Source organism: Herbiconiux aconitum, assembly GCF_024979235.1.
Taxonomy (GTDB): Bacteria; Actinomycetota; Actinomycetes; order Actinomycetales; family Microbacteriaceae; genus Herbiconiux; species Herbiconiux aconitum.
Genome location: NZ_JANLCM010000001.1, coordinates 1,879,322 through 1,902,415, shown reverse-complemented (window position 1 = coordinate 1,902,415; position 23,094 = coordinate 1,879,322). Strand labels below are relative to the sequence as shown.

Sequence of the window (23,094 nt, the reverse complement as noted above, 5' to 3'; positions counted from 1 at the left end):
GCTCGTGCTCGGGTGCGTTGGGATTACGGGGTGGGCGTGAACCACTGCGAGATACCGTCCTGGAGCGCTTTGGCTGCTCCTGCGGCATCCTGCTCGCCCATGAAGATCTTCTGGATCTGCGGGCCGAGCACAGCGGTTCCGAGCGGGTCGCCGTAGCGGAAGTCGACGAGCAGCAGGTAGGGCGCCTGACCCTTCTGGTAGTTGTCCCACGCCTCCTGCATGACCTCGTTGGAGTAGGTCACACCGGGGATCGCGGAGAACTGGTTGAGGTCGTCGGCGACCAGCTGGCCGAACTCGGGCGTCGCGAGCCAGTTCAGCAGCTCAGCGGCGGCCTCCTTGTTCTTCGACTTCGAGTTGATGGCGAAGTTGCCGTCGGCGTAGGCGGGGCTGACCGGGGTGGTGGAGACCGCATCCGGGGGCAGCGGCACCTGGTAGGAGCCGAGGTTCATGTCGGGAGCCTGGGTGGCGAAGGTGGAGATCTCGAACGATCCGCCCGGGAACTGCGCCGCCTGGCCGGAGGTGAACTGCACCTGGCTGTCGGTGTAGCTCACGCCCACGACATCCGGGGTGAGGTACTTCTTCATGTCGGCCACGATCTGCAGCGACGCCACGTAGTCGGGGTCTTCGAACGTCTTGGTGCCATCGAGCACCTCGCCCTCGAAAGCGCTGCCGCCGTAGCGGGCCGAACCCACGATGTCGGCGAAGATCGGCATCATCCAGTCGTCTTTCACGCCGAGGGCCATCGGGGTGATGCCCTTCTCGACGAGGGTGTCGTTCAGGTCGATGAACTCCTGCCAGGTGGTGGGCACCTCGAGGCCGTTGTCCTTGAAGATGTCTTTGTTGTAGAACATCTGCAGCGTCTGGGTGGCGAGCGGCACGGCGTAGGTCTTGCCGTCTTCCTTGCCCTTCGCCCCGGCGAGAACGCTCGGTGCGATGTCGTCGAGCCCGTCGACGATGTCGTCGATCGGGTCGAGCTGACCCGCCTCGATGTTCGGCTGCAGCTGTCCGTACGCGCGCACCATCGGCACGTCAGGGCCGTCGCTGCCGGCGAGGCCGGTGGTGAGGATCTGGTTGTACTCCGTGTTCTGGAACGCCTCGAAGTCGACAGTGATGCCGGGGTGTTCCTTCTCGAAGACGTCGAAGATCGTGTTGTACGCATCGATGTCCTCGGTGCGCCACGACCAGACCTTCAGCGTGACGTCGTCGTCGCTGGAAGCCGCCGTCTCGTTGACGGGCGCCGAGGGGGCGCATCCGCCCAGCAGCAGCGCGACGCCGGCGACGCCCGCTGCGAGCGAGAGTGCTCTGCGCATCATGGATGTTCTCCTTCTGATTGGTGGTACTCGGTGGGGTGGGACAGCTAGGGGGTCAGGCCGCGGGATGCTCGAGCGCGGTCAGCGCTGCGCGCACCGAACCGTTCGCACCGGCCAGGGCGGCCTGCGCCCGATCGACCGGAACGGCGGCCACGGCGGTCACGATGGCGACTTTGAGATCGCCGTCGGCCCGGGTCAGCAACTCGGTGCCTTCACTCTGCGAGACACCGGCCGACTGCATGAGGATACGCAGCGTGCGGCGGCGGAGCTTCTCATTGGTGGCGACGACCGAGACCATCAGGTTCGACCAGGTGCGGCCGAGGGCCACCATCAGCGCGGTCGAGAACCCGTTCAGCGCCAGCTTCTCGGCGGTGCCCGCCTTGAGTCTCGTCGAACCGGTCACGACCTCGGCCCCGGTGCGCAGCACGATGTCGCTGTCGGCGAGGGCGGCGAGCGAGGCACGCGGGTTGCAGGAGATGAGCGCCGAGTGCGCGCCGAGTTCCCGGGCACGCTCGAGCGCGCCACCGACGAAGGGGGTGTTTCCGGATGCGGTGAGGCCGATCGCGACGTCGTCCGGTCCGAGGGTGGCGGCTTCACGTCGGCCGTCCTCGACCGAGTCTTCGGCGTTCTCGACGGCGTGCACGAGAGCGCGCGGGCCGCCCGCCATGTGCGCGACGACGACGCCGGGTTCGATGTTGAACGTCGGAAGCAGCTCGGCGGCGTCGAGCACCGCCAGGCGGCCCGAGGTGCCGGCACCGAAGTAGTGCACCGATCCTCCGCGCAGCACGCAGCTGACGGCGATGTCGACGAGGGCGGCGAGCTGCGGCGCGACGGCGGCCACCGCGTCGACGGCCACGCGGTCCTGCGAGGCCAGCAGGGCGAGGATCTCGGTGGTCGACAGCGAATCGAGCTCGAGCGACTCGGGGAGCCGCCGTTCCGTCTCGGGCACGTACACGTCTCCCTCGAGAAGGGGATCGAGTGCGGGGTGGTGCATCGCCATCGTTGTCGCTCTCCGTTTCGTTCGCCCGGGCGCTCTGCGCTCCGGCGTCATCGAGCATCTTGTAACAAAACCCCATGATTCGTCAAGCGGGTGTGGATTTTCTTCATCTCCGTGAAACAATCGGTCTGTGAATGAGATCGCACGCCTCCTCGACGAAGCGACGAGTGGTGAATCGCCGGCGTGCTCGGCCGCCGTGGTACTGGTGTCCTCCGGCGGACGACTCCTCGTCTCCGAGGCACGAGGCACCCTCGCCCGGGCCGCCGACGACCGCGGCTCACCGCACGAATTCGCGAACACGCCGGCATCCGTCGACACCCTCTTCGACCTCGCGTCGATCACGAAACTCTTCACCGCCGCCGCCCTGCTCACGGTGCTCGACGAGCAGGGCCTCGGCCCGGGATTCCGGGTCGCGGATGCGATCGACGAGTACCGCGTCGACGGCCTCTCCGCGGTCACCGCCGAGCAGCTGCTGAGCCACACGGCCGGGTGGCCGGCCGAGTGGACCGACCCCCGCTCCGGCCAGTCGCCCTGGGCGCGATTCCGTTCGGGGCAGCCTGGCGACCAGGCCGGCAGCGTGCATCGCTACTCCTGCGTGAGCTACCTCTGGGCGGGTCTCCTGGCCGAGAGCCTGAGCGGCGAGCGGCTGGATGCCGTGATCGCACGCACCCTGCTCGAGCCGCTCGGTCTCCACGACACGATGTTCACCCCCGGTGCCGAGCTGCGTGGCCGGATCGCCGCGACCGAATACCAGTCGGTGCCCGACCGCGGTCTCGTGCACGGCGAGGTGCACGACGAGACAGCCTGGGCACTCGGCGGGGTGACCGGCAACGCGGGTCTGTTCGGCAGCGCATCCGATCTTCTCGTCTTCGGCGAAATGCTGCGGAACGGTGGTCGGCACCAGGGCCGGCAGGTGCTGCCGGAGTGGGCGGCGGCGGCCATGACGACCAACCGGCTCGACGATCTCGGTCTCGCCACCGACCAGCGGCCGGCCTACGGCCAGGCCCTCGGATCACGGGTCGGAGACGCCGACTGGATGGGACCGCTCGCGGCACTCGGCGCGATCGGGCACACGGGTTTCACCGGCACGAGCCTCATCGTCGAGCCAGGGGGTCGGCGTTCGGTAGTATTTCTGACCAATCGGGTCCATCCGACTCGGCATCGCTCGGACATCCGGGATCTCCGGCTCCGCGTGGCCGACGCTGTCGTCCGTCTGGAGGAATAGGGATGTCCACTGATGTCTTCATGGCCCTCCGCCAACGGCTGCCGGCGCTGAGCAAAGCCGAACGCCGCATCGCGGATCGGGTGCTCGAGCAACCCTCGATCGTGGTCGACTCCACCATCAACCAGCTGGCCGAGCTCTGTGACGTCTCACAGGCGAGCGTGGCGCGACTGTGCCAATCGGTGGGTTTCAGCGGCTACAAGCCGTTCCGGATGGCGATCGCGTCGGCGATCACCCTGGAGGAGGCTTCCCGCGACCAGTTCCGGGTCTCGGATGCCGACATCGGGCCGGATGACAGCGCTCACGACGTCGTGATGAAGGTCGCCTATCAGGAGGCCCGGGCCGTGGAGGAGACCGCGCGCGCGCTCGATCTGGAGGCGCTCGACGCGGTGGTCGCCGCCATCCGCGACGCGGCGCGCATCGACATCTTCGGCGTCGGGTCGAGCGGCCTGACCGCTCAGGATCTGCAGCAGAAACTGCACCGGATCGGGATGAGTTCGTACTCCTGGGTCGACCCGCACCTCGCTCTCACCTCGGTGGCGCTCACCCGGCCGGGGAACGTGGCGATCGCGATCTCGCACTCGGGCCTCTCGGTCGAGGTCAACGACATGCTCACGGTGGCGCGCCGCGCGGGCGCGATCACGGTGGCCATCACGAACTTCCCCGAATCGCCGCTCGGCCTCCTCGCCGACCTGGTGCTCACCACGAGTTCGCGCGAGAGCCGCTACCGCTCGGGCGCGATGTCGAGCCGCATCGCCCAGCTCGCGCTCGTCGACTTCCTGACCGTGCGGCTCTTGCAGGGCAGCTACGAGCAGGCCAACGAGTCCCTCCGCCTCACCTACGACGCCGTGCAGAACCACCGCCTGAGGTACTAGGCGCGGTTCAGGATGGCGTCGAGCCAGTCGAACATGCGCTGCTCGGTCAAAGCCCGGGCGAGCGGCTGGCAGTGGTAGTTCGCGCCTTCCGCGGCGGTGAACTTCACCACCGTCGAGACTGAGGGCGTGAGCGCCGCGAGCTCCTGCGACTGGCCTGGCCAGAACTGCTCGTCTTCGGGCTCGGTGATGAGCAGAGGGGTCGTGATGGCGGTCGCCTCGTCGACCACCGTGTACGCCCGCACCGCCTCGATCGTCTCGGCGTAGCCGCCACTTCCGTACGGTCGCGCGCGGAAGTTCCAGGTGCGCGCCGTGCCCGGCGAGAGTTTCAGCCCGAGCGCCATCTCGCGATCGAACTTCGTGTTCTCCTTCTCATCGAGGAGTTTCAGCAGGCCGTTCGGCAGGTGCGTCGTCCATGACGTGGAGACGTCCACCACGCCCGGGTCGACGATCGCCGCGGCGAAGCGGTGTTCGAACGCGAGAGCCCGGGGCACCCAGTAGCCGGCTTGGCTGATGCCGTAGACGGCGACGCGGTCGGCATCCACTCCCGCGTGGCCGAGCACGAAGTCGAGCACCGGGGTGAGCACGGCCTCCCAGTCGGGCCGGAAGGTGGTGTTGCGTTCGAACAGCATCGACTGCTGACCGGGGCCGTCGAAGACGAGCGCGTCGTAGCCGCGCGCCAAAGCCCCCGAGACGGCGCTCGACCAGAGCGCCGCGAGCGACCCGTCACTCCCGTTCACCGCGACGAGCACCGGATGCGTGTCACCGGGCGCGGTACTGCGGAAGTAGTAGCCGGGGAGCGTGGTGCCTTCATACGGGATCTCGACGCTTCGGGCATCGACCGAGGTCGTGCCGATGAACCGCTCCCACGCGCGGCGCTGCTTGGTGAAGGTCGGCAGCAGCTGATCGGTCGAGTCGAGGGCCGACACGGCATTCACCGCGACGCCATAGTAGGCCGACGCGCGCAGGTAGGCGGAGGCGGCGCTCTCGTCGTGGCTGGCGTCGGAGGAGGCATCGCCGATGGCAGCGATCCGGTCTCCGAGCGCATCCCAGGCGGCGAACCATTTCTCGTGCTCGTTTTTGCCGATGCCACTCACCGCGGCCAGCACTTCGCCGGTGTCGGAGGCGCCGGCGTAGGCCAGGCCCAGCACGCAGCGGATCTCGAAGTCGTAGTCGGGGTTCGCCGAGAACCCGGAGACGAAGGTCTCGGATGCTTTCACCATGCGGCCATTCTGTCGATCCGGGCTTTGCCTGGCTACGATTGACTACGCGAAGGTAGTCGTAAAGCCTTGACTACCCATCTGTAGTCACTGATAGACTGACTACCTTCACGTAGTCGTCTGGGGGCACCATGCGCGCGACCATCGCCTCTCCGCAGGATCTCGGCCGGGTGGTGCAGCGTCTTCGAGCACGTCACGGCCTGAGCCAGCGGGAACTGGCGCAACGGCTCGGCACCTCGCAGCGCTACGTCTACGAACTCGAAGCGGGCAAACCGAAGACAGCTGATGCTCGCTATTTCCGTCTCCTGGGCCTGCTCGGCATCCAGCTCACCGCGGAGACGACGGATGACTGACGGCGAACTCCCCGTGCGTCTTCACGGCACGCATCTCGGTGAGCTCGTCGGGGCGGAGACAGGCCGCAGCGGGCGGGGAGGCAGCGTAGTCCTCCGCTGGTCGCGCGACGCCGAAGAGCGCTGGGGCCTCAACTCGCCCGTCCTCAGCCGCTCCTTACGTGTCGGCTTCTCGTCCCCCGACCTGACGGATTCCTTCTTCGGCGCCCTCCTTCCCGAAGGGCGCCACCTCGAACGACTGGCAGCTGAAACGAAGTCGACCACCACCGACCTCCTGGGCCTGTTGACCCGCATCGGTGCCGACCTTGCCGGCGCGCTTCAGATCGGCGATCCGCGGGAGGCTCGCGAACCGCAGCTGCTCACGACGGAGCAGATCGACCAGCTACTGGCCGGCGCATCCGGATTCCTCGTGGGAGGTGGTGGCTCGGCCCTGCCGGGGTTCCAGCGCAAGCTCACTCTTACCCGCGCCGATGGTCGTTGGCTGCGCGGCAACGGAACGCTTCCCTCGACTCACATCCTGAAACCCGTCGCCATGGAGGATCGTGCGACTGTGGACAGCGAGCATTTCACCCTCACGATCGCACGCGAGATCGGACTGTCTCCGTTCGAGACCTGGGTCGAGCAGATCGGCGAGAGAGCGGTGCTCGTCGTCGAACGCTACGACCGCCGTCGCCGCGACTCCGGCTTCGAGCGGTTGCATCAAGAGGATGCCGGGCAGGCGATCGGTCTGCCCTGGGGTGGAAACGAGAAGTTCGAGCAGAACGACGCCCGCGCGTCGCTCGCGTCGGTCGCTGCACTCCTCGATCCGCAGCGCACGGTCTTCGCACCCGGGCGGCCAGACACCGAGAAGCTCTTGCGGTACACCACCCTGAACGTCGCATCCGGCAACACGGATGCCCACGCCAAGAACTTCTCGCTGCTGCATGACCACGACGGGGCCACCACTCTTGCGCCGTTCTACGACGCGGCTCCGCTCGCGCTGGCCTACGGCGCGACGCAGTCGCTGTCGATGCGGGTGAACGGTCGCTGGTCGCAGCCGGACATCACGCGCGCTGATCTCGTGGCCGAGGCAGTGAGCTGGGGGCTGGCCGAAACGCGGGCCGCGGCGGTCGTCGATGACACGCTCGCCCGCATTGTCGAGGCGACGCGGGTCGTGCCAGCACATCCTTCCATCTCCGCGCACATCCCGGGCTACATCCGGGAGCAGGCGAAGAACCTCGCGGCCGGCAAAGCGGCCCGCATCTCCTCGCCCATCCCCTTGATGGCCCAGAAACACATCGGCACCCCGCAACCGCGTTGAGGCGGTGTCAGATGATGACCGGGTCCCAGGTGGGCTTGTTCGAGAAGGCGTCGAGGTAGTAGTCGAGCTCGAGGAGCATGCTCGCGGCCTCCTCGTCGACCACGACGCTGGCCCTCGGATGAAGCTGGATGGCCGATGCCGGAACACTCGCCGTGAGCGGCCCCTCCACCGCCGCCGCGATCGCATGCGCCTTGGCGGCTCCGAACGCCAACAGCACGAGTCGCTTCGCGCGGAGGATGGTGCCGAGCCCTTGCGTGATGCTGTGGATCGGTACCTCGTCGACCGAGGCGAAGAACCGTGCGTTGTCCTCCCGCGTCTGCTTCGTGAGCGTCTTCACCCGGGTGAGCGAGGCGAACGACGAACCGGGTTCGTTGAAGCCGATGTGCCCATCGGTGCCCACACCCAGAATCTGGAGGTCGACCCCGCCGGCCGCGACGATGGCATGCTCAAATCGCTCCCCCGCCGTCTCGATGCCGAGTGCCCGGCCGTCGGGCACGTGGACGGCCGCAGGGTTCAGTCGCAGGGGGCCGATCACCTCGCGGTCGATGACCGAGTGGTAGCTCTCCGGATGCGCGACCGGGATGCCCACGTATTCGTCGAGCGCGAACCCGCGTACCGCCGAGAGATCGAGCCCGAGCGCGACGCGTTCGGCGAGAGCGCGGTAGACGGGCAGGGGCGTGTCGCCCGTCGCGAGGCCGAGCACGGCATCCCTCTTGCCCGCCACCAGCCGCTCGATCGCCTCGGCCACCAGGGCACCGGCCGCCTCGCGATTTCTGACGACGATCACTTCTGCCACGTGGCGACCTTCTCTCCCTGACCCGTCGGCGTGCCGACATCCGTCCGGGATGCCCCGGCGAGCGGAGCGCCCACCAGGGCCGCGCCGACCGCAGCAGCCGGGAACCCTGCCGGAACCAGCTGCACCCGGCTGTCGAGACCGAGCGACGCCAGGAACGGCGACTCCACCGCCCAGGATGTCAGAACCCGGCGCACCTCGTCGAGCAGCCAGGCTCCGATGGCGCTGAGTCCGCCGCCGATCATCACGATCTCCACGTCGACGGTGAGCACGAGCACGCGCACCGCCGCGGCCACGTTGTCGACCAACAGCGATCGGATGGCGAGCGCCGCCGCATCGCCGGCGTCTGCGGCGGCCAGCAGCGAACGAGCCGGGATGGGGTCGTCGGTCACCCACTGGCGGGCGATCGCCGAGCCCGAGGCCACGGTCTCCAGGCATCCGCGCTGTCCACACGGGCAGAGCACGCCGTTCGGATCGACCGGGATGTGCCCGATCTCGCCCGCGGTCCCCCTCGCTCCGCGCCACAACGCACCGTCGATCACGAGGCCTGCGGCGAGCCCGGTGCCGAGGTTGAGGTAGGCGATCGACCGAGCCGTCAGCCCGGGCTGCGCCGTCATCAGGTGGTAGGCGCCGAGCGCCGCCGCCTTGACGTCGTTCTCGACCTTGACGTCGAGCCCGAGCGCCACGCTGAGGCGGCGGCCGACGTCGAGTTCGTCGAAGCCGAGATTGACGGCGTGGGAGACGTTGCCGGTGACGACATCGACCTGGCCCGGGATGCCGATGCCCACCGATTCGAAGCCGTCCACCGGCACGCCGGTGATCTGCGAGATGCGCGTCACCCCCTCGATGGCCGTGCGGATGACCGCCTCCGGCCCGAAGCCGGTGGCGAGCCGCACGCGGTCGACGATCGTGCCGTCGTCGTCGACCGCGACCGCATCCGTCTTCGTTCCGCCGATGTCGAGCCCGAGCCTCACGCGCGCACCCCGCTCTCGCGGAGCAGGTCGGCGAAAGCGGCGCCGACGAGTCCGGATGCCCCGAACGTCGCGATCCCGGCGTAGGCCGGGTCGTCGCCCGGCCAGCCCATGTCGACGCTCACGACCCGCTCGTGGCGGGTGCGGAGCTCGTCGACGAGCGCGACCACCCACGGTCGTCGTTGATTGTCTTTGCCGATGACGAGAAGAGATGCCTCCGACGGCATATGTCCGATCCGCTCGTTCCAGTCCTCCTCGGTCACCGCGATGACGGGGAGCCGTGGCCCCGATGCCTCCAACGCGGCGAACGGCCCCCAGGCGGAGATGCCGACCGCGATGTTGGCGACCGTGTCGAGGCGCAGCACCACCCAACCGGAGCCGTGCAGTTCTGCGGCGACCGACGGTGCGATCGAGAAGGCGGAGGCGACGCGACGCACATCCGGCATCGTCGGTGCCTCGACGCGACCGAGCGGAACCCCGGTCGCCGGAACGCCGGCGCCGTCTGCTCGCGCTTCGGCGTCGCGGATGCGCTCGCCCAGTTGCCGCAGCCGCACGGTGGCCTCGGCGAGCCTGGCCACCGTCAACTCGCCGTCGCGAAGCGCCGACGACACGCGGTCGACGATCTCGTTCAGTTGCTGCTCGGTGTTCTTCGTGCCGATGCAGAGCAGGTCGCAGCCTGCGGCGAGCGCCTGCACGGCGGCCGTCGGTATTCCTGTCTCGCCGCTCGCGCCCACCATGTCGAGCGCGTCGCTCACGATCACGCCGTCGAAGCCCAGCTCGTCGCGCAGCAACCCGTCGAGCACGATGGCCGAGAAGGTGGCCGGATGCCCGGGGTCGAGTTGCGGCAGCAGGATGTGGCTCGTCATGACCGTGAACGCGCCCGCTCGCACCGCCGCAGCGAAAGGCTGCAACTCGCGTTCGCGGAGCGTCTCGAGTGACACGTCGACACTCGGCAACGCCAGGTGCGAATCCTGTGCCGTGTCGCCGTGCCCAGGGAAGTGTTTGATGCTCGCGGCGACGCCCTGAGCTTGCAGGGCTTCGACCCAGGCGGCACCGTGCCGCGCCACGAGGGCGGGGTCGCTGCCGAAACTCCGGATGCCGATGACGGGGTTGCGCGGATTGGAGTTCACATCGACGTCGGGGGCGAAGTCGATGTTCACGCCGGCAGCCCGCAGCTCCGCACCGACCGCTGAAGCGACGGCGCGGGTGGCGTCGAGGTCGTCGAGCCGCCCGAGCACGGCGTTGCCCGGGAAGGGCGCTCCGCTCTCACCGTGCAGGCGGGTGACGTCGCCGCCCTCCTCGTCGACCGCGATCAGGGCGTCCGGATTGGCGGCACGGATCGCATCCGTCAGCTCGCGCAGCTGCGTCGGCGACACCACGTTCTCGTGGAACAGGCACACCCCACCGAGGCCCTCGCGGAGCATGCGCTCGACCCACTCGGGCAGGGTGGTGCCCACGAATCCGGGCAGGAGGGTGCCCAGGATGTGCTGTCGGCTCATCCCTTCACCGCCCCGCTGACGAGCCCCGAGGTCATCCGGCCCTGCACGATCAAGAAGAACACGATCACTGGAATGGCCATCAGCGTCGACCCGGCCATGATGGCGGCCCAGTTCGTGGTTCCGGTGACCTGTTGGAAGGTGCGCAGCCACACCGGCAGCGTCATCATCTCGGGGCGGGAGTTCACCACGAGGGCGAGCAGGAACTCGTTCCAGGCCTGGATGAAGCCGAAGACACCCGTGGCGACGAGGCCCGGTGCGAGCAGGGGGAACGTGATCCTCCAGAACGCACCGGTCCGCGAGCATCCGTCGATCATGGCCGACTCCTCGAGCTCCACGGGCACGCCGTTCACGAAGCCGCGGAGCGTCCAGATGGTGAAGGGCAGCACGGTCGCCACGTAGACGAGCGTGAGGCCCGCGATGGTGTTGAGCAGGCCCCAGCCGTCGAGCACGCGGTAGGTGGAGACGATCATGGCCTCGGCCGGGATCATCTGGATGATGAGGATGGCGAAGATGAAGGTCTTGCGGCTCTTGAAGCGGTAGCGGCTGACCGCGAGCGAAGCCAGGAAGGCGAAGACCAAGGCGATGACCACGGTCGAGATGGTCACCATCAGCGAGTTGCCGAGTGCGGGCAGGAACGGCGCGCGGCCCGGATCGAAGATCACGGTCTCATAGTTCGCCGTGGTGAGGTGCTGGGGCACGAAGTTCGGCACGGTGCCGCGGATCTCGTTGTTGGGCTGCAGGGAGGTGTTCACCATCCAGTACACCGGGAAAACCGAGAACAGGAACACGATGACGGAGGCGGCGCCGAGCAGGATGCCCGTGGTGCGCTTGCGTGTCATGACTCCTCCTCCTTGAGACTGCGGCGCACGTAGAAGAGCGAGATGCTCACCATCAGGATCACCATGATGACGGCGATCGCACCGCCCGTGCCGTAGTCGCCCTTGCCGAGCGAGGTCTGATAGATGTAGACGCCGAGTGTGGAGGTCTGCTCCTTGATGCCGCCGATTCCTTGCAGGGCGAAGATCTGGGTGAAGACCCGCAGATCCCAGATCACCTGCAGGATGATGACGACCACGAAGATCGAGCGCAGGTAAGGGAACAAGATCAGGCGGAAGCGCTGCCAGGCGCCGGCGCCGTCGAGCTGCGAGGCCTCGAGCACCTCGTCGGGCACCTGCGTCAGCCCGGCGAAGATGGTGAACGCCACGAAGGGCACGGCGCCCCAGGTGACGATGATGGTGGCCACCACGAAGAACGAGAACGGGTCGATGAGCCAGGAGTGGTTCGTGAAGTCCTGGCCCGACACCGCTTCGAGCAGGTAGTTCACCACGCCGTACTGGGTGTCGAACATCCACCCCCACACGATGGTGGCGGTGAGAGCGGGCATCGCCCAGGCGAGCAGCAGCCCGACGCTCACCAGCACCTTGAAGAACCGGTTCACGCGGTGCATCAGGAGCGCCACGAGCGTGCCGAGCACCATCGCGGTGATGACGTTGGCCACGCAGAACAGCACGCTGCGGCCGAGCACCGCCCAGAACTGCGGATCGCTGAACACGCGCACGTAGTTGTCGAAACCCACGAACGGGGCGGGGGCGCCGAAGACCTGCGACCGGCCGAACTCCTGGAACGACATCACGAACAGCTGGATGAGCGGCCAGCCGATCACCACGGCCAGGATGACCAGCGCCGGTATGAGCAGCATGATCGGAGTGAAGCGGGCCGCGCGGGTGCGCCGTTGCAAGCGCCGGCTCTTCGGGCCGAGTTCGGGCGGTAGCTCCTGCAAGCCACCCGATTCGTGCTCCCTGATCAGGGTCACGGACGAGCTCATCGGGGTCCTCCCGTTAAGATTGCGTTGGGCCACTCACCTTCCTAGGGCGATGGACCTGGACCGGTGGTGGCCACTGTTCGCGCAGTGGCCACCACCGTTTCTCATCCCTCTCCTAGGAGTTCAGGATGCCGTCGATCTTCTCGTCGAGGGCCTTCGCGAGCTGCTCCACATCGCCGCCCTGGGCGATCGACACGAAGAAGTCGGTCAGCGCTCCGGATGCCTCCACGTCGGCCCACTTCGGCGACGCCGGGGTGAGCTTGGCGTTGCCCGCCGCTTCGGCGATCGCCTTGGCGACGTCGTCGGTGCCGAGGGTGGACGCCAGCGACAGCTTGGCCGGAACGAGTCCGTTCTCGCCGAGGATCGTCTGGTAGTCGTCGCTCAGCATGATCTCCAGCGCATCGGTGGCGAGGTCGGGATGGGCCGACTTCGCGGCCACCGCGATGTTCGAACCGCCCGCGAACACGTGGGCGGCACCGCCATCGGCACCGGGGAGCGCGTAGACGCCGAGGTTGGCTTCCTGATCGGGGCAACCCGGCGCATCCGCGTCGGCCGGGGCGAGGATGGAACCCTTCACCCAGCTGGGCGCCGACAGGTTGGCGACGGTGCCCTCGCAGAACGGAACCTGCGGATCGGTCTCGTTGCCGTCCTTCGGAGCGACGGATGCCTGGGTCATGACCTCCTGCACCTGCTTCAGCCCCTCGATCGACTCGGGGCTCGAGAAGCTTGACGTCCACGTGTCGCCGTCTTGCGTGGCGATCTCGCCGCCGGCCTCCCAGATGTAGGGCAGAGCGTTGTACCAGTCCTGGCCCGGGAAGTAGATTCCCGAGACGCCCGGGTTCGCCTGCGCCAGCGCGACGCCGTTCGAGACGTACTGGTCGAGGGTGGTGGGAACGGTCAGGCCGGCGTTCGCGAGCAGGTCCTTCTTGTAGAACACCAAGCGGGCGCCGGAGTAGTACGGCGCGGCGTAGAAGGTGCCGTCGTAGGTGCCCGCCTCCACGAAGCCGGGCAGCAGGTCGTCGCCGCCGATCTCGTCGTAGACGTCGGTGAGCGGCAGGAACGCGCCCGCCGAGGTGAACGCCGCGGCCTGCGTGTTGCCCACCTCCACGACGTCGGGGCTGTCGGAGCCGGAGAGGTTCGTGGTGAGCTTGTCGACCAGCCCCGTCCAGCTCTGCTCCTCGATCGTGAGCGTCGAACCGGGGTGCTCGCTCTCGAACGTGGTCTTCAGGTACTCACGCGCGGCATCCGGCGTGTCGGTGCCGTTCAGCCAGACGCGGATGTCTGCGCCGCCGGCCGCATCGGTGCTGCCTCCTGACGAGCTGCCTCCAGCGCATCCGGCGAGCGCGAGCGCTGCCGTGACGCCGAGGGCGGTGACGGCGAGTGTCGTCTTCCTCATGGTGTTCTACCTTTCCTAGGGCGATGGATTGCTTCTCTGGTGGTGCGGGTCTAGGAGACCCCGAGCTGGCCCGAGAGGACCATGACGGCCGCTCCGCGCAGAACGATGTCCTGCCCGAGCGTCGTCATGCGCAGTGTGAGCGCGCCATGGAATTCGGCCATGGTGCGACTGCGCAGGGTCTCGACGGTGGCCGCCATCAGCGGTCCGTCGAGGAGTTCGGTGGGGCCGCTCAGGATGATCTCGCTGAGGTCGAGAGCCCCCACCACCGGTGCGAGGGCGATGCCGAGCCGCTGGCCCGCTTCCCGGAGAGCGGCCGTTCGCGCGGCGTCATCCTCGCCCTCGAGGCGTTCGATCAGGTTCGGGATGCTCAGCCAGGTCTCGAGGCAGCCGCGCTTGCCGCAGGCACACACCGCTCCCCCGTCGGTGCCGACCACGACGTGGCCGATCTCGCCCGCGGCGAATCGGCTGCCGAAGAGCGGGGTGCCGCCGAGCAGCAAGCCCGCGCCCACACCGTGACCGATCGTGATCAGCATGGCGTCGCTGTCGGCGCCGCCGAAGCTGTGCTCGGCGAGCACGGCGGCGTTCGCATCGTTGGCGACGAGCACCGGAAGACCGAAGCGGGCGTTCAGGATGCTCTGCAGGGGCATCCCGTTCCAGCCCAGGTTCGGGGCGCTGAGCACCACGCCGCCGAGGTCGACCACACCGGGCGAACCGACGCCGATGCCGAGGATCGGCACGGTCGCCTGGTCGACCAGCTGTTGCGCGAGAGCGACGACCTTCTCGACCGCGGCGTCGCCGGTGCTGCCCGCGAGGGCGACCTCCGCCCGGGCGCTGATGGCGCCGTCGAGATCGAGCAGCGCGCCCGAGAAGGTGGAGTGCTCGGAAAGGTCGAGGCCCACGATCACGAACGCGCTGCGGTCGAGATCGAGCAGGGTGGCGGGCTTGCCGGGCCGGGTCTCTTCGCGCTGGCCGAGTTCGACCACGAGGCCGTCGGCGATGAGCTCGGCGACCAGGGCACTCACGGTCACCCGGGTGAGACCGGTCTCGCGGGCGATATCGGCGCGACTGCGTCGGCCTGAGCGGTAGAGGGACTGCAGCACCAGCGAACGGTTGTGACCGCGAGCGTGTTCGGGCAGCACCTTCGAACTCGGTCGAAGGGCTCTTCCGTGTGCGAAGCCCTTGTTCGACGTCGGTGTCGCTGTCATGTTTGTTAGTAAAGCTTACGAACAAACGCGGCCACAAGAGGCGATCCTGAATTTGATAGCGATCTTTACAAACTCGAAACATTTCGTGGCTAGTACCATGGGCGGGTGCCTGAAGAACCCCCCGACAGCCGACTCGGCGTCAATGATTTCGTCCGTTTCCTGCTCGAGCTGTTCGCATTCTTCACCTTCGGCTTCTGGGGTTTCGTGGCCTGGCCGTTCCCGTGGAACATCGCGTTCGGCGTCGCGACCCCGTTGTTCGCGATCGTCGTGTGGGCTCTCTTCCGCTCCCCCAGGGCCGTCATCCACATCGATGCCTTCGGCAAGGCGCTCGTGGAGATCGTCATCATGGGCTCGGCAGCGCTGGCCTGGTTGATGCTCGACCAGCCCGTCATCGCCGTGGTCTTCGGCGTGCTCGCCGCCATCTCGGGTGTCATCGCGGGCCGCAAGGAGTTCCGGTGAGCGTTCTCGTGCACGGCGGCCGCAAGGTCGATGCCGACGGCCTGATCGACGACTTCTGGTTTCTCACGGCGGGCGACCGCATCCTGGCCACCGGAACCGGTGACGGCTGGCGTTCACGGCTCTCGGCCGAGACCGAGACCGTCGACGCGAACGGCTTCTGGCTGACCCCGGGTTTCATCGACATCCACTCCCACGGCGGCGGCGGTCACTCCTTCGACGACGGCACGGAGTCCATCCGAGCTGCGCTCGCCATGCACCGCAAGCACGGCACCACCCGCTCGGTCATCTCCCTCGTCGCGAATCCGGTGCCGTCGCTCCTCGTCGGTCTCGAGACGGTGGCGAGTCTGGCCGACACCGATCCGCTCATCCTGGGCGCCCACCTGGAGGGCCCGTTCCTCGCCCGCAACCATCGCGGCGCGCACAACCCCGACTTCCTGCACTCCCCCACTCCCGACGAGGTCGCCCTGATGATCGCTCGCGGCCGTGGGCACCTGGTGCAGATCACCATCGCCCCCGAGCTGCCCGGTTCGCTCGAGGCCATCGACGCGTTCGTCGCAGCCGGCGTCGTCGTCGCGGTCGGCCACACGGATGCCGACCTCGAGCTCACCAAGGAGGCGTTCGCGCGGGGCGCCACCCTCCTCACGCACGCGTTCAATGCGATGCCCGGCATCCGGCACCGTGAGCCCGGACCGGTGGTCGGCGCGTTCGACGACCCGCGCGTGGGGCTCGAACTCATCGTCGACGGCTTCCACGTGCATCCGGATGTCGTGAAGATGGCCTTCTTGATCGCCCCCCAGCGCATCGTGATGATCACGGATGCGATGGCCGCGGCCGGCTCCGTCGACGGCCACTACCGCCTCGGCACTCTGAACGTGAGCGTCGCCGACGGGCGCGCGATGCTCTCCGGAACGGCGACGATCGCCGGGTCGACACTCACCCAAGACGCGGCGTTGCGCTGGGCCGTCGGGTCGTCGGCGATCGATCCGGTGCTGGCCGTCGGGGCGCTCACTGCGAATCCGGCGCGCGCCATCCGCCGCGATCACGAGCTCGGCTACCTGCGGCCCGGCTATGCGGCCGATGCTGTGCTGCTCGACGCCGACTGGACGGTGCACTCCGTCATGGCAGCCGGCCGCCGTCTCTGACCCCGCCGCCTCCACAGCTCGCTCCACCCACCCCACGCCACCCCACAGCCGACGAAACGACGGATTCCGGCGCCGAATGTCGGGATCGACGGATGCCGCGCCCGCTCCCCGGTCAAAGCTCCGTCGTTTCGCAGGCGGGCGTGACGACGAAGGCCCCCGACCGCTGAGCGGTGGGGGGCCTCGTCGTGCGGCGGGAGCCTAGGCGGACATGCGCGCCTTGAGGTTCTCATCCAGCGTCGCGAGGAATTTCTCGGTGGTCTGGTAGGGCTGGTCGGGGCTCACGAGCAGCGCCAGGTCTTTCGTCATCTTGCCCGACTCGACCGTCTTGATCACGACGTCTTCGAGAGTGAGCGAGAAGTCGATCAGCTCCTGGTTTCCGTCGAGCTTGCCGCGGTGGGCGAGGCCACGGGTCCAGGCGTAGATCGAGGCGATCGGGTTGGTCGACGTGGGCTTGCCGGCCTGGTGCTGGCGGTAGTGGCGGGTGACGGTGCCGTGCGCGGCCTCCGCCTCCACGACCTTGCCGTCCGGCGTAGACAGCACGCTCGTCATGAGGCCGAGCGAGCCGAAGCCCTGGGCCACGGTGTCCGACTGCACGTCGCCGTCGTAGTTCTTGCAGGCCCAGACGTAGCCGCCCTCCCACTTCATGGCGGAGGCCACCATGTCGTCGATCAGCCGGTGCTCGTAGGTGAGGCCGGCAGCGTCGAACCGCTCCTTGAACTCGGTCTCGAATATCTCCTGGAAGATGTCTTTGAAACGGCCGTCGTAGGCCTTCAGGATCGTGTTCTTGGTCGACAGGTACACCGGGTAGTTGCGGCTCAGGCCGTAGTTGAGCGAAGCACGTGCGAAGTCGCGGATCGAGGCGTCCTGGTTGTACTGCACCTGGGCGATGCCGTCATCCGGAGCGTCGTAGACGTCGAACTTCAGCGGCTCGGAGCCGTCTTCGGGGGTGAACTCGACGGTCAGCTTGCCCTTGCCCTTGAACACGAAGTCGGTGGCACGGTACTGATCGCCGAACGCGTGACGGCCGATGATGATCGGCTTGTTCCAGCCGGGCACGAGACGCGGGATGTTCGAGATGATGATGGGCTCGCGGAAGATGACGCCGCCGAGGATGTTGCGGATGGTGCCGTTCGGCGACTTCCACATCTTCTTCAGGCCGAACTCCTCCACACGCGCCTCGTCGGGCGTGATGGTGGCGCACTTGACGCCGACGCCATGCTTCTGGATGGCGTGGGCCGCGTCGATCGTGACCTGGTCGTCGGTCGCGTCGCGGTGTTCGATGCCGAGGTCGTAGTACTCGAGGTTCACATCGAGGTAGGGGTGGATCAGCGTGTCCTTGATGGCCTGCCAGATGATACGAGTCATCTCGTCGCCGTCGAGTTCGACGACCGTGCCTTCAACCTTGATCTTCTGCAATTCAGCTCCTCTACAGCCGCCGGAAATGGGCCGTCTGTCAGTTTACCCGTTTCGGGAGATATCTCGACATCGAGATAGTTTCCGCAGAGCGAACGGGTGGGGGGTCGCTCCGCTGGCGCGGCCCGATCGCAGACGTTAGCCTGAGTCCATGAGTGAACTGAGGCTCGAAGAGCTGTCGGCATCGAACATCGTGGCGGCGAACACGCTCTCGCTGAAGCCTGGCCAGGAGCAGTTCGTGGCTCCGGTCTCGCACTCCATCGCCGAGGCGTACGTGAACCCCATGACGGCCTGGCCGCGGGTGGTGCTCGAAGACGACGAGGTCGTCGGCTTCATCATGGGCAACTTCGATCCGGATGCGCCGGAGGTCGAATTCCGAGGCTGCATCTGGCGCATCAACGTCGCGGCCACCGCACAGGGCCACGGTGTGGGGCGGTATGCCGTGCTGGCCTTGGCCGATGAGGCGCGCTCGCGCGGATTCGACCGCGTCACGGTCATCTTCGAGCAGGGCGAGGCCGGCCCCGCGGCCTTCTTCGAGAAGCTCGGCTTCGCGCCGATCGGTGAAACGCCCTACGGCGAGACCATTGCCGCTCTGGATCTGTGATCGCTGGGCCTCCTGAGCCATCCGGGGGCACCGCGCCCTCGTTCGTCGACGAGGTGCTCGACATCGTCGACTCGATCCCACCCGGCCAGGTGCTGAGCTACGGCGACGTCGCCGCCCTCGCCGGAACCCGGGCCGCACGGGCGGTCGGCAGCGTGATGCGGAGGTACGGTCATGCGCATCCGTGGTGGCGCGTGGTGCGTTCCGGAGGGCTTCCGCCGGCCGGTCACGAGACGCAGGCGCGCGAGCACTATGATGCCGAAGGCACACCGCTCCGAGCGATCTCGCGGGAACCGGGCTATGCAGTCGAGTACGCTGTAGCTCGGTGGCAGCCGTTGCACCCGGATGCCCAGCAGGAGAGGAACACCCACAGCCGATGAAAAGACGCGCGCTTCTCGCCGGATTGGCGGCGGCGGGACTCGTCGCAACGCTGTCCGGTTGCACGTTGGCGAACGCCATCACCCCGCCGATCGAAACCCAGCTCTACCCCACGATCGCCGATGCCCAGGCAGCGAGTGCCACGATCTCGATCCCCTCATGGGTTCCTGCCGACGCGCAGATGATCCGCATCAAAGAGAACTCCGAGACCGGTCAGGCCATCATGCAGTTCGGCGACCCGGCACCCGAGCCGATCGGCGGTCCGTGCGACGCCTCGATCGCCGGCAACACGCCGCCGCTCGACGACACCTGGTGGCCGCAGGCGCTCGACACGTCGGCGCTCACCTGCCAAGACGGCTGGCACATCTCGTTCATGTACGGCTCGCAGTACTTCGCCTGGAAGCCCTGAGCCGACCGGCCCGCCGACTGAGCGAGACGCTCAGACGAGCGACTCGCGCCAGGAGGCGTGCAACTGCGCGAACCGGCCGGTGCCGCCGATCAGTTCCTCGGGCGTTCCGTCTTCGACGATGCGCCCCTTCTCCATCACGAGCACCCGGTCGGCGATCGAGACCGTCGAGAGACGGTGGGCGATGATCACGGCGGTACGGTCGGCGAGCAGTGTCTGCAACGCCTCCTGAACGAGCCGCTCGCTCGGAATGTCGAGTGACGCGGTCGCCTCGTCGAGGATGAGCACGGTGGGGTTCGCCAAGAACGCCCGCGCGAACGAAATCAGCTGCCGCTGGCCGGCCGACACCCGACCGCCGCGTTTGTTCACGTCGGTCTCGTAGCCGTTCGGGAGCCCGCGGATGAAGTCGTCGGCCCCCACCGCGCGCGCCGCCGCGATGATCTCGTCGCGACTCGCCTCGGGTTTGCCGATGGCGATGTTGTCGGCCACCGTTCCCGAGAACAGGTAGGCCTCCTGCGTCACCATCACGATCGCGCGCCGCAGGTCTTTCGGATGCAGGTCGCGCAGATCGATGCCGTCGAGCGTCACCCGCCCGGCGGTCGGGTCATAGAACCGTGAGATGAGTTTCGCGAGGGTGGATTTGCCGGCGCCCGTCGAACCGACCAGCGCGACCGTCTGACCCGCTGGGATCACCAGATCGAAGGGGGGCAGGATGGGCCGATCGGCCGTGTAGCCGAATTCCACGTCGTCGAACGTGACCGCTCCGGTCGACTCCCACAGGTCGACCGGCCGCTCCGGATCGGCCACACTCGGCGTCTCCTCGAGCACGCCCGAGATCTTCTCGAGAGCAGCGGTGGCGCTCTGGTAGCTGTTGTAGAACATGGCCATGTCTTCCATCGGATCGAAGAACCGGCGGGTGTAGAGCACGGCGGCCAGCAGCACACCGATCTCCATTCCGCCGTCGACCACTCGGAAGCCGCCGATGAGCAGCACCACGGCCACAGCGACGTTGCCGATCAGCACCAGACCGGGGTCGTAGATGCCGAAGAGCTTGATCACGCGCGCGTTGGATTCGCGGTAGTCCTCCACGAGACCGCCGAACTCCACCTCGTTGCGCTTCTCTTTGCGGAAGGCCTTGACCGCGCGGATGCCCGTCATGGTCTCCACGAAGTGCACGATCAGCCGCGCGGAGGCGACACGCGTGCGCCGGAACATCCGTTGCGACCGCAGCTGGAACCAGCGGGTGAGGATCAACAGTGGCACGAGTGCTGCGAGCAGGATGAACCCCGACTCGACGTCGAGCAGGAACAGCGCGACCGCGGTGAACGCCATGTAGAGCACACCTTGCACGAGCTGGTTGATGCCCGAGTCGAGGAGCTCGCGGATGGCGTCGAGATCGCTGGTCTGGCGGGAGATGATGCGCCCCGAGGTGTAGCTCTCGTGGAATTCGAGGCTGAGCTTCTGCGTGTGCAGGAAGACGCGCTTGCGCAGGTCGAGCAGGATGGCCTGGCTGATGCGCGCCGAGAGCACGGTGAACCAGGCGATCAGCACGGCGCCCACCACGCCGGCGAGCAGGTAGGCCACGCCGGCGAGTGCCACCGGCATCCAATCCTGATCGAGCAGTGCGGGCAGGCCGGTGTCGATGCCGTAGGCGATGATCGACGGGCCGGCCACCTGCGAGATGGTGCTGATGACCACCACGATGATGCTGAGCGCGAGACGCGCTCGCATCGGGCGCACGAGCGAGCCGAGCAGGCGCAGCGAGCGTTGACGGATCTGGCGGCTCTCGACTCGCGTGAAGTCGTCGCGCTCCTCACCCTCGACTCCGAGAACGGATGTCACGATGCCACCTCCTTCGTAGTGATGCTGCCTTCGCCCTCGAGCACCTCGGCGTGAACCTCGGCGTCGTGCTGCGCGGCCCGCTCCTCGGCCTCCCGCACCTCGGCGCGTTCGTCGGCGTCGAAGCTCGAGATGACGAATCGGTAATGCGGGCTCGTGGCCAGCAGTTCTGAGTGGGTGCCGACCGCGGTGACCCGCCCGTTCTCGAGCAGGGCGACGCGGTCGGCGAGCGCCACGGTCGAGGGGCGATGGGCCACGATCAAGGCGGTGGTGGTGGCGAGCACGCGCCGAAGCGCCGCTTCGACCAACGCCTCCGTATCGACGTCGAGCGCCGACAGCGGGTCGTCGAGCACCAGGATGCTCGGTCGAGCCGCGATCGCGCGGGCGAGCGCGAGGCGCTGCCGTTGCCCGCCGGAGAGGCTGAGGCCCTCCTCGCCCACCTTCGTGTCGAGCCCCAGCGGGAGGTCGTCGACGAAGGTGGCCTGCGCGATCTCGAGGGCCTCGCGCAACTCCTCTTCTGACGCATCCGGCCGGCCGAGCAGCACGTTCTCGCGCACCGTCTGGCTGAACAGGGTCGCTTCCTCGAACGCCATCGCGATCCGGGTGCGCAGTTCGTCGCGGCTCAGGTCGCGCACGTCGACACCGTCGACCTTCACCGATCCCCCGGTGACGTCGTAGAGCCGGGTGGTGAGTGCCGTGAGTGTCGACTTGCCCGAACCGGTGAGGCCCACGAGAGCCATCGTCTCGCCGGGCTGGATGGTGAGCGTCACGCCGTCGATCAGGTCGGGGAACGACTCCGGCGCATCCTGGTAACGGAAATGCACCTCCTCGAAGCGGAGCTCGCCCCGCGGGTCGGCGACGGTGGCGGGAACGGCCGGGTCTTCGATCGCGTTGACCGAATCCATCACCTCGAAGAAGCGTAAGGTCGCCGTCTTCGCGTCGAGTGTCATGGCGAGGAAGTAGCCCATCGACCAGATCGGGAACAGCAGCACGGTACCGGTGGCGAAGAACGCCACGAGCTCGCCCACCGAGGAGGCTCCGGTCGACGCCAACCACACGCCCACGACGAGACACACGCCGAACGCGAGGTCGGGGATGAGGGTGAGGTAGAGCCAGATGCCGGCGATGGCCTTGGCCTTCTCGATCTCGGTGCCGCGCAGCTCTTCGGCCTGCGACTCGAAACGCTTCAAGGCGTAGCGGCTTCGACCGAAGGCCTTGAGCACGCGGATGCCGTGCACCGACTCCTCGACGCTGGTGGCGAGGTCGCCGGCCTGGTCTTGGCTGCGGCGCGCGACATCCGAGTATTTGCGTTCGAAGGCGAAGCTGTAGGCGATGACCGGCACGGCCGCGGCCGCGAAGATGAGTCCGAGCACCCAGTTCAGGCTGATCAGGATGATCACCCCGCCGATCAGGGTCAGCACGTTCACGACGAGCAGCACGAGGCCGAACGACAACCAGCGTCGGATGAGGTTGAGGTCGCTGACCGCGCGCGAGAGCAACTGCCCACTGGGCCAGCGGTCGTGGAACGACACCGGAAGATCTTGCAGTTGCGCGTAGAGCGAGTTGCGCATCCGCGCTTCGACGTGCGTTCCGGGCGTGAGCACCAGCGCCCGGCGCGCACCGATCAGCACGGCCTCGATGACTCCGAGGGCGAGCACGATGCCGGCGGCGAGCCAGATCTGGTTCGCGTCTCCATCGGCGAGCGGGCCGTCGACCATCCACTGCAGCACCTGAGGGATGGCCAAGGCCACCACGCTCGCGGTGAGGGACACCGCCATCGCTCCGTAAATGCGCGGCAAAGCTGCCTGTACGTAGGGGCGGAGGCGCGACAGCACCGCCACCGTTCCGGCAGCGGGCGCAGCCGTCGAGCTGGGCGTTTCTGACATCGTGATCTCTCTT

22 protein-coding genes are annotated in these 23,094 nt (G+C 67.6%); 9 read left to right on the top strand and 13 right to left on the bottom strand.

Translation table 11 applies throughout. The features are described 5' to 3' along the window. Positions 1 to 23 precede the first annotated feature (23 nt). Together N1027_RS09065 and N1027_RS09060 are read right to left on the bottom strand one after the other, a co-directional pair. A complete protein-coding gene (locus N1027_RS09065) occupies positions 24 to 1,313 on the bottom strand; it encodes an ABC transporter substrate-binding protein (RefSeq protein WP_259507064.1) in 1,290 nt (429 codons plus the stop codon). Positions 1,314 to 1,365: 52 nt separating this feature from the next. Then, positions 1,366 to 2,304: an N-acetylmuramic acid 6-phosphate etherase gene (locus tag N1027_RS09060; protein WP_259507063.1), complete on the bottom strand. Its 939-nt coding sequence runs from the start codon at positions 2,302 to 2,304 to the stop codon at positions 1,366 to 1,368. A 133-nt stretch (positions 2,305 to 2,437) separates the two neighbouring features. Between N1027_RS09060 and N1027_RS09055 the strand changes: the two genes are divergently transcribed. Further along, the gene (locus N1027_RS09055; RefSeq protein WP_259507062.1) at positions 2,438 to 3,532 is read left to right on the top strand and encodes a serine hydrolase domain-containing protein; all 1,095 of its coding nucleotides are present in this window, start codon (positions 2,438 to 2,440) and stop codon (positions 3,530 to 3,532) included. 2 nt (positions 3,533 to 3,534) lie between these two features. Further along, positions 3,535 to 4,404, top strand: coding sequence for a MurR/RpiR family transcriptional regulator (locus N1027_RS09050; RefSeq protein ID WP_259507061.1), 870 nt, complete (start codon positions 3,535 to 3,537; stop codon positions 4,402 to 4,404). On the opposite strand, the gene N1027_RS09045 is transcribed toward N1027_RS09050, so the two are convergent. Further along, positions 4,401 to 5,624 (bottom strand): alpha/beta hydrolase family protein, encoded by a 1,224-nt coding sequence (locus tag N1027_RS09045; RefSeq protein ID WP_259507060.1) that lies wholly within the window; start codon positions 5,622 to 5,624, stop codon positions 4,401 to 4,403. The two genes, N1027_RS09050 and N1027_RS09045, sit on opposite strands and share 4 nt — an antisense overlap. A gap of 128 nt (positions 5,625 to 5,752) precedes the next feature. Here N1027_RS09045 and N1027_RS09040 point away from each other — a divergent pair, with 128 nt between their 5' ends. Both N1027_RS09040 and N1027_RS09035 read left to right on the top strand, forming a co-directional pair. Further along, positions 5,753 to 5,974: a helix-turn-helix transcriptional regulator gene (locus N1027_RS09040; RefSeq protein ID WP_259507059.1), complete on the top strand. Its 222-nt coding sequence runs from the start codon at positions 5,753 to 5,755 to the stop codon at positions 5,972 to 5,974. Further along, positions 5,967 to 7,271 carry a type II toxin-antitoxin system HipA family toxin gene (locus N1027_RS09035; protein ID WP_259507058.1) on the top strand — a complete coding sequence of 435 codons (1,305 nt, stop codon included), beginning with the start codon at positions 5,967 to 5,969 and terminating at the stop codon, positions 7,269 to 7,271. Before N1027_RS09040 ends, N1027_RS09035 begins: the two co-directional genes overlap by 8 nt. A 7-nt stretch (positions 7,272 to 7,278) precedes the next feature. Here N1027_RS09035 and N1027_RS09030 read toward each other — a convergent pair whose 3' ends face one another. The 7 genes from N1027_RS09030 to N1027_RS09000 form a co-directional block, all read right to left on the bottom strand. Next, complete coding sequence (locus tag N1027_RS09030) at positions 7,279 to 8,067, bottom strand: glucosamine-6-phosphate deaminase (RefSeq protein WP_259507057.1); 789 nt, start codon at positions 8,065 to 8,067, stop codon at positions 7,279 to 7,281. Further along, positions 8,055 to 9,038 (bottom strand): ROK family protein, encoded by a 984-nt coding sequence (locus tag N1027_RS09025; protein WP_259507056.1) that lies wholly within the window; start codon positions 9,036 to 9,038, stop codon positions 8,055 to 8,057. The genes N1027_RS09030 and N1027_RS09025 overlap by 13 nt, the downstream gene beginning before the upstream one ends. After that, positions 9,035 to 10,534: a beta-N-acetylhexosaminidase gene (gene nagZ / locus N1027_RS09020; protein ID WP_259507055.1), complete on the bottom strand. Its 1,500-nt coding sequence runs from the start codon at positions 10,532 to 10,534 to the stop codon at positions 9,035 to 9,037. The genes N1027_RS09025 and nagZ overlap by 4 nt, the downstream gene beginning before the upstream one ends. Then, positions 10,531 to 11,373, bottom strand: a complete 843-nt coding sequence (locus N1027_RS09015; protein WP_259507054.1) for a carbohydrate ABC transporter permease — start codon at positions 11,371 to 11,373, stop codon at positions 10,531 to 10,533. The genes nagZ and N1027_RS09015 overlap by 4 nt, the downstream gene beginning before the upstream one ends. Further along, positions 11,370 to 12,359: a carbohydrate ABC transporter permease gene (locus N1027_RS09010; protein WP_259507053.1), complete on the bottom strand. Its 990-nt coding sequence runs from the start codon at positions 12,357 to 12,359 to the stop codon at positions 11,370 to 11,372. The genes N1027_RS09015 and N1027_RS09010 overlap by 4 nt, the downstream gene beginning before the upstream one ends. A 112-nt stretch (positions 12,360 to 12,471) precedes the next feature. Next, positions 12,472 to 13,752: an extracellular solute-binding protein gene (locus tag N1027_RS09005; protein ID WP_259507052.1), complete on the bottom strand. Its 1,281-nt coding sequence runs from the start codon at positions 13,750 to 13,752 to the stop codon at positions 12,472 to 12,474. A 50-nt stretch (positions 13,753 to 13,802) separates the two neighbouring features. Beyond that, complete coding sequence (locus tag N1027_RS09000) at positions 13,803 to 14,957, bottom strand: ROK family transcriptional regulator (protein WP_259507051.1); 1,155 nt, start codon at positions 14,955 to 14,957, stop codon at positions 13,803 to 13,805. A 105-nt stretch (positions 14,958 to 15,062) separates the two neighbouring features. Between N1027_RS09000 and N1027_RS08995 the strand changes: the two genes are divergently transcribed. Both N1027_RS08995 and nagA read left to right on the top strand, forming a co-directional pair. After that, positions 15,063 to 15,416, top strand: a complete 354-nt coding sequence (locus N1027_RS08995; RefSeq protein WP_259507050.1) for a YrdB family protein — start codon at positions 15,063 to 15,065, stop codon at positions 15,414 to 15,416. Next, positions 15,413 to 16,558, top strand: coding sequence for an N-acetylglucosamine-6-phosphate deacetylase (gene nagA / locus N1027_RS08990; RefSeq protein WP_259507049.1), 1,146 nt, complete (start codon positions 15,413 to 15,415; stop codon positions 16,556 to 16,558). Before N1027_RS08995 ends, nagA begins: the two co-directional genes overlap by 4 nt. A 198-nt stretch (positions 16,559 to 16,756) precedes the next feature. Here the strand turns inward: nagA and N1027_RS08985 are convergent, their stop codons facing one another. Further along, on the bottom strand, positions 16,757 to 17,974 hold the full coding sequence (locus N1027_RS08985) for an NADP-dependent isocitrate dehydrogenase (RefSeq protein WP_259507048.1): 1,218 nt from the start codon (positions 17,972 to 17,974) through the stop codon (positions 16,757 to 16,759). Positions 17,975 to 18,122: 148 nt separating this feature from the next. Here N1027_RS08985 and N1027_RS08980 point away from each other — a divergent pair, with 148 nt between their 5' ends. From N1027_RS08980 to N1027_RS08970, 3 genes are read left to right on the top strand one after another with little or no spacing between them, the layout of a single operon-like run. After that, positions 18,123 to 18,575 carry a GNAT family N-acetyltransferase gene (locus N1027_RS08980; RefSeq protein ID WP_259507047.1) on the top strand — a complete coding sequence of 151 codons (453 nt, stop codon included), beginning with the start codon at positions 18,123 to 18,125 and terminating at the stop codon, positions 18,573 to 18,575. Beyond that, complete coding sequence (locus N1027_RS08975; protein ID WP_308199789.1) at positions 18,572 to 18,952, top strand: MGMT family protein; 381 nt, start codon at positions 18,572 to 18,574, stop codon at positions 18,950 to 18,952. The genes N1027_RS08980 and N1027_RS08975 overlap by 4 nt, the downstream gene beginning before the upstream one ends. Next, positions 18,949 to 19,359: a hypothetical protein gene (locus N1027_RS08970; RefSeq protein WP_259507045.1), complete on the top strand. Its 411-nt coding sequence runs from the start codon at positions 18,949 to 18,951 to the stop codon at positions 19,357 to 19,359. The genes N1027_RS08975 and N1027_RS08970 overlap by 4 nt, the downstream gene beginning before the upstream one ends. 30 nt (positions 19,360 to 19,389) lie before the next feature. Here the strand turns inward: N1027_RS08970 and N1027_RS08965 are convergent, their stop codons facing one another. After that, a complete protein-coding gene (locus N1027_RS08965) occupies positions 19,390 to 21,198 on the bottom strand; it encodes an ABC transporter ATP-binding protein (RefSeq protein WP_259507044.1) in 1,809 nt (602 codons plus the stop codon). Then, positions 21,195 to 23,081, bottom strand: a complete 1,887-nt coding sequence (locus N1027_RS08960) for an ABC transporter ATP-binding protein (protein WP_259507042.1) — start codon at positions 23,079 to 23,081, stop codon at positions 21,195 to 21,197. Before N1027_RS08960 ends, N1027_RS08965 begins: the two co-directional genes overlap by 4 nt. Between the last annotated feature and the right edge of the window lie 13 nt (positions 23,082 to 23,094).